Raw genomic sequence first — 15,207 nt, 5'->3', positions numbered from 1 at the left:
CCAATAAGAAATTTACCGGCGAGTACTGTAATGCACCTCAGTATGGTGTTTTATCCAGCACTTCCCTGACTTTAACGGAAAGATCCTTCCTGGTAAAAGGTTTCTGGATGAAATTTATTCCTTCATCAAGAAGGCCATGATGGGCAATGACGTTTGCGGTGTATCCCGACATGAACAACCGTTTGAGATCCGGATACAGAGATAACAGATTGCGGGCCAGATCGCGACCGTTCATTTCCGGCATTACCACGTCGGTAATCAGTAGATGAATTTCGCCGCTATGCTCCCGGGCGACCCGTATGGCCTCGCCGGGTGAGGTGGCGGTGAGTACCGTATATCCCAGGTGCTTAAGCATTGTGGCCGCCAGTTCGAGAATCATGGGTTCGTCTTCCGCAACCAGAATGGTTTCATGGCCGGCTACAGTCGATAAGGCCTCTGAAGTTTCGGAAGAATGTTTATCGTTGGTGGTGAAAAGAGGCAGGTAAATTTTAAAGGTAGAACCTTGTCCCGGTTCGCTGTAGACATTGATGAAGCCCTTGTTCTGCTTGATGATGCCGTAGACCGTAGCCAGTCCAAGGCCGGTACCGTCACCGGTTTTCTTGGTTGTGAAAAACGGCTCAAACAGGTGCGAAAGTGTTTCGCGGTCCATGCCGCAGCCATTATCGCTCACCGCCAGCATCACATACCTGCCGGGAACAAAATAAGCGTGATGGGCACGGTAGGTGTCATCGACAACTACATTATCCGTCTCTATGGTGATCTTGCCGGTACCGTCAATAGCATCCCGGGCGTTGACGCAGAGGTTTGCCAGGAGCTGGTCGATCTGGGATGGGTCTATTTCAACCGGTCCCAGGTTCTTGCCGGGCAGCCAGACCAGGTCGAGATCCTCGCCGATAAGTCGCCGCAGCATATTGAACATGTTCTCCACGGTGGTGTTGAGGTCGAGTACTTTGGGAGTCACTGTCTGTTTACGGGCAAAGGCCAGCAGCTGCCTGGTCAGATCGGCAGAGCGCCGTGCCGCCTTCTGGATTTCCTGCAGCGCGGTGGAGATCGGACGATTTTTTTCCACCAGCTCAAGAGCGATTTCCGAATAGCCAAGAATCACGCCCAGCATGTTGTTGAAATCGTGGGCAACGCCGCCGGCAAGTCGTCCTACCGATTCCATTTTTTGGGCCTGGAGGAGTTTGTCTTCAAGCGTCTTGCGGTCACTGATGTCAAGATGGACAACTATAGCGCCTTCTACGCGGCCTTCATCGTCGAGAACCGGTGTCGAATAGTTCAGTATGGTTTTTTTCCTGCCGTCAAAGGATTCGATTTCGAGAAGCTCGTCGACAATAGTTACACCGTCGCGAATTGTTTTCACCAGCGCCCAATCGTCGGGCTTGACCGGCTGGCGTGAAGGCAGACGCCAGGCTTTGAATATACCGTATTCGGACGTCGGCATACTGGGTTGGGCGCCCCAGATCTGAGTGCCCATCGAGTTGCAGCGCAGTAAGGTGCCGTCCTTGTCGGCAAACCATAAGCCGATGGGCAGGATCTCGAATATTTTCTGCATCTGATTCTCACTCTTGCGCAACTCTTCTTCTGCGCGCTTTTGCTCGGTGATATCGATGGTATAACCGGCCAAAAGAGTCTTCTCTCCGAAGGAAATCGGGAACTTGATAGTAGTATAGTAGCGATCCTTGAGGACTTCCTCCAGATGCAGAATCTCCCCTTTGGAGGCGACCGTCCAGTCGTCGGCAGTGATTGTATCCGCAAATTCCTCCGGGAAAAGTTCATGCATGGTTTTTCCTCTCATCTGAGAGCCCGGGATGCCGACCATTTCCCGGTAATTGTCACTGGCATGCAGGGTACGGCTTTCTGTAGGACTGACCTCTTTGATGAAGGCGTAAATGGGGGAGTGCTTGATAAATAATGACAGCAGATCGTTGGTTGCCTGCAGGGTCTTTTCGACACGTCGCCGCTCCAGCAGTTCATTGCGGAGATCGATTATGCGGAGATTGACCTGTTTTTTCAGGGTCCAGGACCATAAGAAACCGGTCATCGCCAGCACAAGCAGAGGCAGGACGATCCAGAGGGAATAGGTCAGAATTTTTGCTAGAGGAAGCGGCTGCTTTTCATAAACTCCGAACCATTCGTGATAGATCTCATCATATTTTCCGGTGTCTTTGATAATGCTCAGCCCTTCGTTAAGCTTGGCCAGCAGCGCGCTGTCGCCTTCTGTAACGGCAAGGCAGTATTTTCTTTGAATGATGGGCGAACCCACCGCCTTGATGTTTTCAAGAGAAAGTTGACTAATGAGCCGCACTCCTTGAAGCCTTGAAACTATTGCACAATCACCTTCGCCCTTTGCTAAGGATTTCAATACATCGGACCAGTCTTTTTTTACGATGATATCCTGGGTGATGTCGTTTTCTTGAAGATAATCGTGGCCGAGGTCGCTCAGTTGGACAAGTATTGTTGAATTTCGAGCATCACTGATGGAGCGTATTGCCGAGCCATCTCTCACAAAGACAGCATAGGAAGCAAAAAAGTGGGGGACAGTAAAATCAAATTTTTTATCCCGTTCCTTTGTTTGAAACATGCCGATGAGTCCATCGATTTTCTTTTCTTCCAGCTGGGTTACAACCTCATCCCAGGGACCGAGGTCGATTTCCAGTTCAAGCCCCATAGCCTTGGCTACTGCGTGAACGATATCGACGTTAAAGCCATCCGGCAGGCCACGGTCGTTTGTAAATTCATAGGGAGGATAATTAGAATCCCCCCGAAGCCGTATACTCCGGTTTTCTGCAGTACCTTGAGGGGATTCAGGGTCATGGAGTAAGGTGGTGCCGCTTTCGGCTAAACTTGGTGAACCAACAGATAAGCAAAAAAGAATGCAGGAAATACCCAGGAGTGTCATCGTTTTTCCCTGCAGAATATTCCAGGTAATTTTCATGAGGATCTCAAGTAATGGCTGTATCTATTCGGCATTTTATCGATATATGTGCCATTTATGGGCAGACTCCATCAACCCTGATCAGGAGCGGATTGCCTGCGGTGTAATTCCAGCAAATAGACGTGCATGATCAGTGAAGTTCGGGCCATAATAACCTGAAAAGCAGATAACCGGTAGTAGAGTTTCGATTGAAATGCGAAAGCTGAATTTTCCACATCTTGAGTAAGCAAGCTCTCTCCGAGGGTTTGCGGAAAACTAAGAAGATGGAAATGGCTGATTCAGGGTCCTTTGGATCCAGTAATCGGTTTTGCAGAAATAAGGGAAGGGTTTACAGTTTCCACTGCATTGTGGTGTGGCTTTTGGTGGGGAGACAGGTGAAGGATTGCAAACCTGCTGGTCACGCCTTATCCGAATGCGGGCTCAAAAAAAGCATGCGTAAGGCACAAAGGGGAAAAGCAAAATCACCGGAAAATTAATTAGCGATGCCGTCGGGTTCGGAATTTTAGGTAACCCATTGAAGTCAGATGGTTATTGAACTTGCGGTGCGGAGAACATTTTTTAGCTGCGGATATTATAAAGTTGTTCCCTTGCAGGAAACTCTATTGAACCGGACCTGTTTTTAAACCGCTATCTGATTACCCCTGAAGCTTAGTATTTTCTGGGCCGGGCAAGGGTGCTCTTTTAATCGGGACGCCATAAACCGGTCCATGGGGGCTTTGCTGCAGCCGTTTGGGCTGCAGAGGCGCGTGAAAAGAGCAGTTACGGCCTTGAGCTGTGGATTATGGGTAATCAGAAACCGCTATTTAACCCCCCCGCCGCGTGGTCCTTTGCCGCTATAAGGACCACCGTAAGGGCCGATATCCCGGCTGTATACCCCTGATTTATCCAGATTCCCATTGTCATGATATTTTGTACATGCTTGCAGTGATGTCATCAAGGTGAGCAGCACCAAGAGGATAATAGTTGATGTGAGTGACTTCCACATAATATATACCTCCTTTATCTTCATTGCCGACATTTGGCATAGATCTTATCTCTAGCTTTTCTCTAAATTAAAATCACCTGTCCCCGGATGGCAGCGTCCTTCATCTGTTGCGGTGGGCGATAACCTCGCATCCGAACGATGCGGTGTTACCGCCATGACCTGCCTGATATAGTATAGGTTAATGACTGCAGGGCAAAAAACAACACCCCTTGCTACTCCCTTTAGGGGACGATTCAGGCGATCACTCTGCCAGAGGACTCGGCCTCACAGCACCGCACTCTATATAAATGGCTTGAATCTCAAATCCTGCATATTAAGGCTATATCCCTGCTCTTTTTATCGTGACAACAAGATGGCAAACTCAGCTGCACCGAGCACCCTTTGCGTTACGCTGCCAAAAATGTATTCGCTGATTTTAGGCGTGCTGTAGGCACCCATGACGAGCATATCCGCATCCAGTTTTTTAGAACGTTCCAACAGCACTCGGCCTGCACTTTCTCCAGCGCATTGGTCAAGAATAACTTGTACCCCATGTCTCGCGAGGTGTCGGGACATATCGATGCCCGGGTCTTCTCCAAGTAGATTTTGCACCTTTTTTTCGGAACCACGATTAGATGTACCACGTCGGCGTCGATGAGGAATGGCAGCGCGGCGGTGATCGCTCGTGCTGCCTCGCGTCTTCCGTTCCAGCCGATAACAATACGCCGGGGAACTCTCGCAGGGGACCAATTTATCGGCAGCATCAGGGTCGGCCGTCCTGAAGCAAACAAGATGTCTTCGGACAAACTCAGTGTCGTTACCGCTCCTTCCGGACGGGCGGGTGGTCCAACGAGCGCGAGGCTTGCATGCCGGGCATGGAGCATCAGGGCTTCTCCCGGCTCATTCTCGGAGAACCTCCATTTGCAGGCCAAAACTCCAGTGGGCGGTGGCAAAGGAGGAAAGCCACACCATTTCACCGGAAGTGTTACGGACATACCAGGTACCGATATCCTCGGGGGTCATTCTGGAATTTGCCTCTGACTGGAGATAGACTTTCTTCACGCGGCCGTTCTCGATGAAATCATTGATGTACCGGCTTCCCCAGGCGGTGGAGATGAGGTTGTTCACCTCGGCGAGGGGGACACCAAGGGCTCCGGCCAGCACGTCGTCCAAATCCAGCCTGAACTCCGGCGTATCATCCATGCCGTTTGGTCGAACAGTACAGCGTAAATGGCAGTTCCCAAAACGCCAAGTATGTACAAAAATGGATAGATGCTACAAGATCCTGTCGAGTAGTTCATTCATTACATTATTTATCCCTTTAAAGCGCTGTTGATTGTCGATCATTGTTTCAGTATCCTGAATGTAATGTCCGGGGACGATTTCGTCGGTACAGTTGGCTATTAGCTGTTGCGCACTTGCGAGAGTAGTCTCGAGATGAAATTGTAACCCGATGATTCTTTCATCATAAACAAAAGCCTGATGTTCACAACCGTTGCTTCGCGCGACATGTTTGGCTCCTTGGGGAAGATCAAATGTATCACCGTGCCAATGGAAGGCTTCGATATTTCTGGGGAAGGTTTTAAATGCTTGCGTGGTCATTGCAAGGTCTGTTGTCATGACAGGATGCCACCCGATTTCTGTGTTTTCATTGGCATAGACTCGAGCGCCAAGTATGTCTGCAAGAAGCTGTGCACCAAGGCAGATGCCTACGACTGGTCGGCCTTTGTGGATAGCTCTATCAATGAACCGCTTCTCTGCGGTTAACCAAGGGTATTTCCTTTCCTCATAAATGTTCATCGGACCACCCATGATAATCAAAAGATCGATGTCATCGCCAGAAGGAAAATTCTCAGCCAGGTATGGTCGAGTTCTTGTCAGGGTATGCGCATTATTCTGCACCCAGTTTTCGATACTTCCTAATCCTTCAAAAGGCACATGTTGGATGTAATGCACATTCATGTGAAAATCCATAGATTGAATGGTTTGATTACTTCAAAAGCCAACTTGAAAAAAAATTCCACTTTTTTCAACCTACACCACTCTATATCTTTAACTACGTTGAGCATATATGCCATTACTGAGAAACCGGTTCCTGTTTTAAGGCGGTCATCACGGTGGAGAGCTCGACCAGGATGCCCAGCCCTTCCTGCACCTCGGGACGCTTCATGGCCGACATCATTCCCCAAAGACCTCGAATCGGTTCAATGTTTTCGAAATCGACCTGTTGCATCCTACCGCCAATACGCTCCGTCATGAGCAGTAGCTGCTCGAAAGCCTCAAATGTACCGCGTTTCTTGAGGATTTCCAATCGTTCTATCGAATCGTTGAAGGCCAGCTTGGACAAGGTGTCTGCATCTTTCTTCATGTCCATAAGTGAGCCGAGCATTTTCAAGCCTTCCGCCATATTGCCCATATTGACAATAAATTGTCGAATGAGTTCCTTGAGTTCTTCCGGCTCAAAGCCATGCAAGGATTTTTGCAATTGCTCGGTGAGTTCCTTGAATAAATCTTTTGAGTAGGGCGCAAAATCATTTTTAAATTCTATAAATTTATTCAAGGATTTTAGAGCTTCGGTAATATTTTTGCTGGAGATAAGCAGTTGCCCTGTCATGTCGCCGACATCTCCCAGATCAAACTTGCGTCCCAGGCCGTCTAGTTCACCTGTGGCGCTGATTATCATCTCGTTGAAAAGTGGTTCGAGTTCCTGTTTAAGTTCCACATATGGCCGGATAGCCTGTTTGGCCTCGCGCACCTCTTCTGTGAGTTGATCCAGTCTCTCCAGGATTTTTTCTTCATTCGTCATGGTTTCCTCCCTTCTGCAAAAGAGCAGGTTCTTTGATTCGGCCAGGGTAAAGAACGTATCTTGCAATGGTGTTATGGCCGATGCTCCGGGCACCGCGCCGGCTAGTCCTGGATTTTACCGGCCAGTGACATCTGGGCTTCCAGGGGCATGTCCTCACCGCTGATGAGTTTATTCCAATACACCCACTTAAACATCATCTTGCCCCAGTGGTTAGCCTTGGATTCGCCGAGCAGCGAGAAGGGTCCCAATCCGGGAAGGGGAAATTTCCCCGGCAATGGTTCATATTTATAGTTGAAATCGATAAGTGCGGCTTTATCAAACCCTGTTTCAATAAAACAGTTGGCATGACCATCAAATTCTTCCCGCACCGGCTCCCCGTTGATTTCACGCATGAAGTTTTCCACCAGGATCTCGGCGGAAAAATGCGCTACCGAACCTGCTTTCGACGTCGGAAGAGTTGTCGCGTCACCCAAAACATACATGTTGCCGAAATTTTCGGCTTTAAGGCTGTGGTTGTTCGTTTTTACATAACCGATTTCATCCATGGCCACTCCCGACTTAACAAGATAGTGGGCGCCGACATTGGGAGGAATTGAAACCAGTAGATCGAACTCTATCTCTTCATTTCCTGCAGAGATTATCTTTTTGTTTGTGCAATCTACCTCTACAAGGTCAAAATTCGCCGTGATTTTGATATTCTTTTGCTCGATAAGCTGGGAGAAAAAGGCGCTCGCCTTGGGCTTGGTAAAGGCGCCGGGGAGTGGGGTGACTAATTCTATTTCTATTTGGTCGCGCACGCCGCGTTCGGTAAAGTAGGCATCTGCAAGATAAACAAACTCCAATGGCGCCACGGGACATTTAAAGGGAAATTCGGCGATATTGAGAACCAGCCTGCCGGACCTGAACTCACGCATGGCCTTGCTCAGGTTGACAGCGCCTTCCAGCGTATAGAAATCATAGGCCGTTTTCTGCCACCCCTCCATAAGGCCTGGAATTTCCTCCGGAGCAAGGGATACTCCGGTACAGACAATAAGTTTGTCATATCCGTAGCTCCCCGCAGTTGTTTCCACTTGCTGCCTGTCCGGGTCAACCGCGATGATCTCATCGATGATGAAGTTTACTCCTTTGGGAATAAATTCACTGCGGCTGCGGATAACATCTTCGGCTGTATAGATCCCGAAGGGGATAAATAAAAGACCAGGCTGGTAGATATGTTTGTCATCCTGGTCGATAATCGTTATGGACCATTCTTCGCGTTTAAGCAGTTTACGCAGCTTGTTGGCGACCATGCTTCCTGCACATCCAGCACCGAGAATCACGAGTTTCTTTTTCATACCACACCTCCTGTAGTGGGAAATATCCCTTGGGTTTTCTGCATCAACTGTCGAACAACGGCCTCACTAAGCCGGCGCCGGCTGCCTTCCGGTACCTTGCCATTTTCTGGTACTATTATAAGGTGATTTCCATTTCCTTGGTTAATGATGCACCTTGCCTCGAAGTGCCGAAGCTCTGAGAATCTTCTGAGATTGCCCCCGTATTCCGCATCATTGCTGCAGGCGAAATCACTTCTGATTATCGGTGCTGTTGTACTTCTCGCCTTTCTTTTGGAGGATGTGCGATTTCGCCTTGAATCAATCATATTTTATCATGTCCTGTATAAATACAATTGATATAAATCAATTCTTGCTGAAAGTAGATGTTTTTTATTGAGTAGCCGGTTAGTGAAATATGAAATTCTGGCCGTTGGCCAGCTTAGATCATAAACTGCCATTAATGGAAAGGTAAGTGTAAGAGCTTGCTATATTGGCAATTCGCTATCAACTTGATTGGCTGAATTTGACTTACGTCAAGGCGGGATTCCTTTTCGGCTTCTATAGTTATCCAAGGAAGAACTGAAAATCACCTCGTATATAGACGGGAAATTATCTCCATAAGGGTGTTAAAATGGTATTGATAGCTGCTCTGCCGGTTGCGATGAGTTCATTGTTGATAGCTGCCCATTTTTATCGAAATGGCATGCCGGTATTGGCCGGTATATGTTTGCTTATGCCTTTATTGTTGGCAATGAAGCAGAAGTGGGTCCCTGCTGTGCTGATCTTTTTTCTGCTGCTGTGCTCTGTCGAATGGTTCCGAACGCTGGTGGATCTTGTAAGCGGGTACAGGGCAGCGGGAGAATCTTACACCCGTTTGACGATCATCTTGGGAGCGGTTATTCTTTTTAATCTCTTATCAACAACAGTGTTCAGGACCAAATCAATGAAGCGCCGATACGGCAGGGGAAGCGATGAATTTCTATGGATTGGCGGGAAATAAGCATGTAAGCCCCTGGCGGTCCGGCTGGACCGCCACGGTCGGCCGCAACTGAACTTCCTGTTCTGTGCTGCAACTTCAGGGCTTTGCTCTCAGCTATGCATTTTCCGCCAGCCTTCTTTGCTAAATTGTTTTTCCCGTTTTTGCCCCCATTCTTTCATGGCTTGGAAATATGCAAGGACATCGGTTTGAGCCAGCTGCAGGATTTCTTGACGTTCCCGGTTCCTGCGTTCGCCGTCATTTGGTGTTATGCCGACCCAGGTGACATATCCGCTATCAAATATCCAACCGGCAGTCAACTCGGAGCTATCTACACTGAAGGTGGAGGAATATGTGTTGATGATATCCATATTCAACTCGAGCACCCAGCCGTTATCCCAGACCATGCCGGAGTGGAGCTTTTCAATACCTTTGCTGCATTCCGGGCAGAACAGTTGTTTGACTGAGGTCTGATCGAGCAGCATTTTTCCAAAAAAAAGTTCCGCTCTCTGAGCGCCGCAGCAGCATTTCAATATATAGCTTTCACACATGATATCTGGTCTCCTATACGTTGTCTTAAACTATTTCAGCCTGATCCTTGAAGCGGGTCTCGATATCCTCAACAAAGGTTGTATGTTTTTCCGTATCGACGTCAAGCTCCCGCTCCGCCAGCTCGAATTTTTCATTCAATTCAGTGACTTGGCTGGCGGTCAGGCTACGATCAAGCCAGGGAAAGAGGATCTCATCCTCCTTCTTGATATGTTCCGTCAACAGGGCGGCATAGGCGGTAAGATTGTCTCGCAACGATTCAGCATCCTTTGTATCTATTGCAGCTATCATCTGTTTGACATAGTCACGGGCGGTGCGGTGGTCTTCATAGATTACCTGAAAGATGGTCTCTTTATCGTCAAAGTATGCAAAAAGAATATCCTCTTCCTTACCGTGGTGCAGTTTGTCGGCATAGGACCTGATGAAATCGACGCCTCCCCGGAAAATCCGTTCACCCTCTTGCGTTGCCGGATCGAGGTTGTCAAGAAGCCGGGGAACCAGGGCGAGCCAGCGCTTGATCATTTTGTGCTCATTGACCAGGATCTGCAATGGTGGCGAAAATTTGTGGGTGAGAGTTTGCTGGTATGAAGGTATGGTCTCTTTTGCTCTGGCTTCCCGCTCAGGATAAATGACTGCCTCGATTAGAGCCATCAACTCCGCTTCCTTTTCAGGTGCCATTGTGTGAATGTCCAGAATATCCTTTAATGCACAAATACCAACTGTGCACGAGACACAGCTGATTCCGTAATCGTTGAGAATCTCACCGACTCTTGGAAATTCAACGATTATATCCTTAATACCTTTATTCATATATGCATCCATGGTGGAAACCTCTTGCGATATTTTTCCGATTTGCGAACCGGCGGAAAGAAGTGTGCTGACTTGATCCATACCGCCTGGTTTATGATCGAGTATTGTATTTTTGCCTATTTCGAGAATAAGCGCCTTGACTTGCGTCAAATTAAGAAAAAAATCCGACAGGTTTAACAGCCCAAGGGGGGTATTGTTGTAGAACTATTGGACGGGAACTTGCAGAAAGTTAGAACACCTTATGAAGTGATCCTCTCAACTTTCGCGGTGGTGCGGACAAAGAAATGGTATCGGTTTCATAACTGATTTTGTGCCTATCCCCCATCCTGCTGATTTGAAGACTGCCATATTTCTATACGGTGCTCTTCCGGGTCAAAGATATAGAACACCCGGGCGTCCCATTGATGCTCCTTGAGCCGGGTCGGTTTCAAACCATTTTTTTGGGCCTGTTCCCACGAGGCCTCAATATCGTCTATTTCCAGGGTTAAGGTGATGCCTTTGCCCCCGCAGCTCTTGATTGAGGATCGTTTTTCATCAGCAATGCTCAGTCTCGACATGGCATTCAAGCTAAACTCCACAAACCAGTCCGTGGCAAATATGATGGGCAATTTCAGTTTATCCCTGTAGAACTCAACTGTTTCTTCCCATTCTTTGCAATAAAGAATTGTATTGGTGGTTATCAGACGATTTTTCATCATCAGCCTTTATCCGCCGCCAGGTAGGTGGTCTGTAATTTATCCAGAAGAGCATGAAATTCTTCGTGTTTTCCAACACCAATACGTTCCCGTTCAAGTTGCTCAAAGGCCTCAAAAAGCTCATTGTCTTTCTCTGGATCCAATTTGGCATCGGCCATGGGAAAAAGAACCGTGTTCTCCTTGGCAATATGTTGGGTCAGCAGTGCTACATATTCGTTGATAACCAGATGGATGCTCGACGCCTTTTCGTTGTTACCGCTTTTGTAGTCGGTTAGAGCGTCTTTGAGTCCGGCGACAAGTTCCCGGCCCTGTTGGTGCTCGTTCAGCATGACCCCAATCGGACCTCCCTCCCGTGGCACGCCAGCAACTTCCAATGCCGGAAACAGAAATTCCTCCTCCTTGCCGTGATGGCATCTGTCGACGAAAACCGCTAAAAACTCCAAAATAGCATCGAGGTGTTCGGTATCGACCCGCTTGCCACTTTTAAATTTGTCTGCCACATTCTGTAAAACCCGGAGCATGAGTTGTATTCCTTCGTGTTCTTTTTTCAGATCATCTGTCGTTTTCATGGTGAGGCCTCCATTGGTTTACCTGCTTCGATTGTGGAAATTTCCCCCTATCTTGCCGTAGTGCGACATGCACCAGCGTTATCCTATTCCGCAGATGACTGTAAATATTCCCGAAGGGCAACGGCTTGGTTGCATTGGTTATCACGCGCCGAAAAGAGAAGGGTGACCCTTTCTTTCGTCGCGAGTTCATGAAGTTGATTCACTCGCTCCGGTTTCGCATCCAGTTCGGTGAAATATCGGCTCTTGAAGTTCTCCCATCTGGAACGATCATGGTTGAACCATTTTCGCAGAGTTGTGCTCGGGGCTACATCCTTCAGCCACAGATCGGCTTTCAGTTTTTCTTTGGACAGGCCTCTGGGCCAGACCCGGTCTACCAGGACGCGAACTCCATCTTCCTTTTCGACGGGGTCATACACACGCTTCGACTGAATATCCATCTGTGTCATTAGTCCTGATTCCTGAAAAACTATCACTCCGCTCAAACATCCTCGAGCAGCACAAAACAGTGTTAGAAATACTGGAAAACACATCGAACTCGGTCTGCAATCCTGCAAACACGGGTTAAATTGAATTTACGGATCATGGTTGAAACAATAAAGAGCATCGGCCTGGATGTCCACAAAACTCATTTCAAAGGGGATAGTCGATGTTGGGCGAGACAGTGCGAAAAGGTCTTTCTATGTCGAAATTATGTAATGATATTAAAAGTTAATGTCGAAAAAACCATTGTAACCTATAGAAAATGGGCATACATAATGACGCTAAGAGTGTGTCGGAGAATTGCAATTTTTCCTCAGATTAGGGCGTTTTTAGGAAATCAAGCACAGCCATATACTTAATATCGGAGTCTGCACTTACCTGCGAGCATTGATTTTCTATAAACAACGGCAAGATGGGCCGGTAAGCGAAGACTCCGAGAAGTGCTTTCTCCGACAGGCTCCTAGTGCCATTAGACCAGCAGAATGCATACCCTGTCCAATTTTCATCTTGAAAATTGGACAATATTTTCCTGATTGTGATAACGCCGACCCTGTGGTATACAGAATTTCTTTTATGTTTTCATTGGTTAAGGCTTAGCTTGGTCGAATTCTCTCGATCGATTTAAAACATTACTGTTTTTCCCAGCAATTGGTAAGCGCATGCGATTAAAAGATATTTCAATTAATGCAAAACTTCTTCTGGCTTTTGGTATTGTTCTCACTCTTCTTGTAGCTCTTGCGGCAGTAAGCTGGTCTCGATTTGGATCAACGGTAAGTGAGATTGACAACTCGCGATTTGCCACAACACTCAACCAGGAAATTCTGGCCAGGGAAATAGATCACCATGCCTTCATGACCAAAGCGAGTTCGTTTTTTATCGATCCGACCCTCAAGAGTATGGAGGTGCAGACCGACCCGAGACTCTGCAATCTTGGAAAAATGCTCTATGGGGAAGGCCGAAAAAAGGCTGAGCAACATCTGCCGCAGCTCATCCCCCTGTTCCGTGATATGGAAAAACCCCATGCTGATCTGCACCAGTCAATAGAGAAAATCAACTTTCTTGCTCAAGGCAAAGCTAAGGCAACAATAATCTCCGAAGCACAGAAAGTTTTCGAGCACACTACAAAACCGGCAATGACCGAGACCCAAAAAATTCTCAGGGATGTCGGCATCACCCTTGACGCCTATTCCAAAAACGCAAATGAAGTTTTGCACAGCTCAGCCGATACTGGCAAGTATACGGTAATTATCCTGGCAGCCATATCCCTTGTGCTTGGAATATTCTCTAGTCTGTTCATTTCCCGCAGCATCAGTCGAACTACCCGCCAGTTGGTGAGTGTCACTGATGACCTTGCAAAAGGTAACATGAAAACCCGCTCAACCCTCGACCAGAAAGATGAATTGGGCCAGCTTGCCAGCTCTGCCAACAGTCTTGCCACAAGTCTCAACAATATGTGCATCCGAGTCCACGCCAGCTCGTCAACCATAAATAGCTCATCAGATTCACTGACCAATTTGTCAGCTGCGCTCTTTAAACTGGCTGAACATATGTCTGGGAACTGTTTCAACGTTTCGGCCGCTTCCGAACAAATGAACAGCAATATGTCAGCCATTGCCGCCGCTGCAGCACAGACCAGCACCAATGTCAGTATGGTGGCGGTCGCAACGGAAGAAATGACGGCAACCATTACCGAGATCGCCTCCGGCTCCGAAAATGCCCGGATCATTACCGAACAGGCTGTGGCCGAAGCCAACAAAGCCTCAATCAGCGTCAGGAAACTGGGCGAAGCTGCTGAAGAAATCAATAAAGTGACTGAGACCATCAACGAAATCGCCGACCAGACCAATCTCCTGGCCTTGAACGCCACCATCGAAGCCGCTCGCGCCGGAGAAGCTGGCAAAGGATTTGCGGTTGTCGCTAACGAAATAAAGGATCTCGCCAAACAGACTACCGCAGCAACAAAAGAAATTCAGGAGCGAATAGAAGGCGTACAGAATTCCAGTGAACAGACCATCATGGTCATCAGCACAATATCTGAGATTATCACCCGCACCAGCGAAATCGTCTCTGCCATGGCGGCAGCGGTCGAGGAGCAGGCCGTAACCAGCAAGGAAATAGCCAGTAACGTCAATCAGGCCTCCATGGGAATGCAGGAAGTCACGGAAAATATCACACAAGCATCGGCGGCGAATACTGAGGTTACCCGTGATATTGCAGTCCTTAAGGTAGAAGCGGAAAAAGTTGCTGCCGGCAGCTCAGATGTAAGTGAGCTTGCAGTTGAAATGAAATATAACGCCGGCCATCTGGACCAGATTCTGCAGCGGTTCAGCTTCAGTGAAGCGCCGTTTGATATTGGTCGCATCAAGGATGCCCATTTCAACTGGAAAATGAAACTGACCAGTGCACTCAGCGGTTACACTACCATAGATTCCGAGGCTATTCCTAACCATCACCAATGCGAATTCGGCAAATGGTACGACAAGGCACCAGATGCTCTATCGTCTCTTCAGCTCTTTAAAGAGATAGGTCAACTCCATGAAGCAGTACATAAAAAAGTAGGTGAGGCAGTCGATCTTTATAACGCCAACAACCCGGCAGCAGCCCATATTAAGGTCGAAGAATTTGAGACGGTGCGCAAAAAACTTTTCAAAAAGCTCGACGAGTTGTACATGGTATAAGCTTTACTCTACTTGATAAAAGTCACTTCATCTTTTAATCCCTGTTTCAGCGTAAAGGTTTGCCGGTTTAAAAACACACCTCTGGATTCAGACTTCCTGAGTAACGCCTCACCTGAGCAGTAGTTATGTAAAGATGAAAGCTTTATTGAAGCTTAGATTTGGCAATCCAAAAGTACGATATGTGGATCCCAGGCAGCCACACTTCAATCAGGTCCGGATTCTGTTCGAAATTGAGAACACTTCTGTTTTGATACCACCTTTCGACCCTGTACGGTTTCCTCACCTACTTCTTTTGAATGATTAGATTTTATGGAAACCAGGTTGGGTGATTAACCCGACTGCTCCTGGAACCATAAGAAGCGTTGAGGAATTGACTTGTTTAAAAGATGGAATAGAGTGATTGCCTGTCTTTTTGCCGTTCCCAATAAA

Annotated in this window: 13 protein-coding genes and 1 pseudogene; 2 read left to right on the top strand and 12 right to left on the bottom strand. The window is 47.7% G+C overall.

All coding sequences use genetic code 11. The features are described from left to right. Positions 1-37: 37 nt before the first annotated feature. The 7 genes and pseudogenes from JWG88_RS09735 to sqr all read right to left on the bottom strand — a co-directional run bounded on the left by JWG88_RS09735 (position 38) and on the right by sqr (position 8,042). Positions 38-2,938 carry a transporter substrate-binding domain-containing protein gene (locus JWG88_RS09735; RefSeq protein WP_205233537.1) on the bottom strand — a complete coding sequence of 967 codons (2,901 nt, stop codon included), beginning with the start codon at positions 2,936-2,938 and terminating at the stop codon, positions 38-40. Positions 2,939-3,737: 799 nt separating this feature from the next. Next, positions 3,738-3,923, bottom strand: coding sequence for a hypothetical protein (locus JWG88_RS09730; RefSeq protein WP_205233536.1), 186 nt, complete (start codon positions 3,921-3,923; stop codon positions 3,738-3,740). Between the two features lie 336 nt (positions 3,924-4,259). Beyond that, positions 4,260-4,478, bottom strand: a complete 219-nt coding sequence (locus JWG88_RS22140) for a universal stress protein (RefSeq protein ID WP_353740673.1) — start codon at positions 4,476-4,478, stop codon at positions 4,260-4,262. 351 nt (positions 4,479-4,829) lie between these two features. Continuing rightward, a pseudogene (locus JWG88_RS09720) lies at positions 4,830-5,120 on the bottom strand (efflux RND transporter permease subunit); the annotation flags it as partial. 57 nt (positions 5,121-5,177) lie between these two features. Next, positions 5,178-5,864: a type 1 glutamine amidotransferase gene (locus JWG88_RS09715; protein ID WP_205233533.1), complete on the bottom strand. Its 687-nt coding sequence runs from the start codon at positions 5,862-5,864 to the stop codon at positions 5,178-5,180. A gap of 115 nt (positions 5,865-5,979) precedes the next feature. Then, the gene (locus tag JWG88_RS09710) at positions 5,980-6,708 is read right to left on the bottom strand and encodes a helical membrane plugin domain-containing protein (RefSeq protein ID WP_205233532.1); all 729 of its coding nucleotides are present in this window, start codon (positions 6,706-6,708) and stop codon (positions 5,980-5,982) included. A 101-nt stretch (positions 6,709-6,809) separates the two neighbouring features. Beyond that, positions 6,810-8,042 carry a type III sulfide quinone reductase, selenoprotein subtype gene (sqr, locus tag JWG88_RS09705; protein ID WP_205233531.1) on the bottom strand — a complete coding sequence of 411 codons (1,233 nt, stop codon included), beginning with the start codon at positions 8,040-8,042 and terminating at the stop codon, positions 6,810-6,812. Between the two features lie 610 nt (positions 8,043-8,652). Between sqr and JWG88_RS09700 the strand changes: the two genes are divergently transcribed. Then, a complete protein-coding gene (locus JWG88_RS09700; RefSeq protein ID WP_205233530.1) occupies positions 8,653-9,021 on the top strand; it encodes a hypothetical protein in 369 nt (122 codons plus the stop codon). Positions 9,022-9,110: 89 nt separating this feature from the next. Here JWG88_RS09700 and JWG88_RS09695 read toward each other — a convergent pair whose 3' ends face one another. The 5 genes from JWG88_RS09695 to JWG88_RS09675 all read right to left on the bottom strand — a co-directional run bounded on the left by JWG88_RS09695 (position 9,111) and on the right by JWG88_RS09675 (position 12,057). Further along, positions 9,111-9,548, bottom strand: a complete 438-nt coding sequence (locus tag JWG88_RS09695) for a hypothetical protein (RefSeq protein ID WP_205233529.1) — start codon at positions 9,546-9,548, stop codon at positions 9,111-9,113. Positions 9,549-9,573: 25 nt separating this feature from the next. After that, on the bottom strand, positions 9,574-10,506 hold the full coding sequence (locus tag JWG88_RS09690) for a hemerythrin domain-containing protein (protein WP_205233528.1): 933 nt from the start codon (positions 10,504-10,506) through the stop codon (positions 9,574-9,576). Between the two features lie 164 nt (positions 10,507-10,670). Then, positions 10,671-11,054 carry a VOC family protein gene (locus tag JWG88_RS09685; RefSeq protein ID WP_240194368.1) on the bottom strand — a complete coding sequence of 128 codons (384 nt, stop codon included), beginning with the start codon at positions 11,052-11,054 and terminating at the stop codon, positions 10,671-10,673. Continuing rightward, the gene (locus JWG88_RS09680) at positions 11,054-11,620 is read right to left on the bottom strand and encodes a hemerythrin domain-containing protein (RefSeq protein WP_205233527.1); all 567 of its coding nucleotides are present in this window, start codon (positions 11,618-11,620) and stop codon (positions 11,054-11,056) included. Before JWG88_RS09680 ends, JWG88_RS09685 begins: the two co-directional genes overlap by 1 nt. 83 nt (positions 11,621-11,703) lie before the next feature. Beyond that, positions 11,704-12,057: a DUF488 domain-containing protein gene (locus JWG88_RS09675; RefSeq protein ID WP_205233782.1), complete on the bottom strand. Its 354-nt coding sequence runs from the start codon at positions 12,055-12,057 to the stop codon at positions 11,704-11,706. A 702-nt stretch (positions 12,058-12,759) separates the two neighbouring features. Here JWG88_RS09675 and JWG88_RS09670 point away from each other — a divergent pair. Further along, on the top strand, positions 12,760-14,778 hold the full coding sequence (locus JWG88_RS09670; RefSeq protein ID WP_205233526.1) for a methyl-accepting chemotaxis protein: 2,019 nt from the start codon (positions 12,760-12,762) through the stop codon (positions 14,776-14,778). Positions 14,779-15,207: the final 429 nt, after the last annotated feature.

The sequence above is a fragment of the Desulfopila inferna genome, assembly GCF_016919005.1.
GTDB lineage: Bacteria > Desulfobacterota > Desulfobulbia > Desulfobulbales > Desulfocapsaceae > Desulfopila_A > Desulfopila_A inferna.
This window is presented reverse-complemented; position numbering and strand designations above follow the sequence as displayed.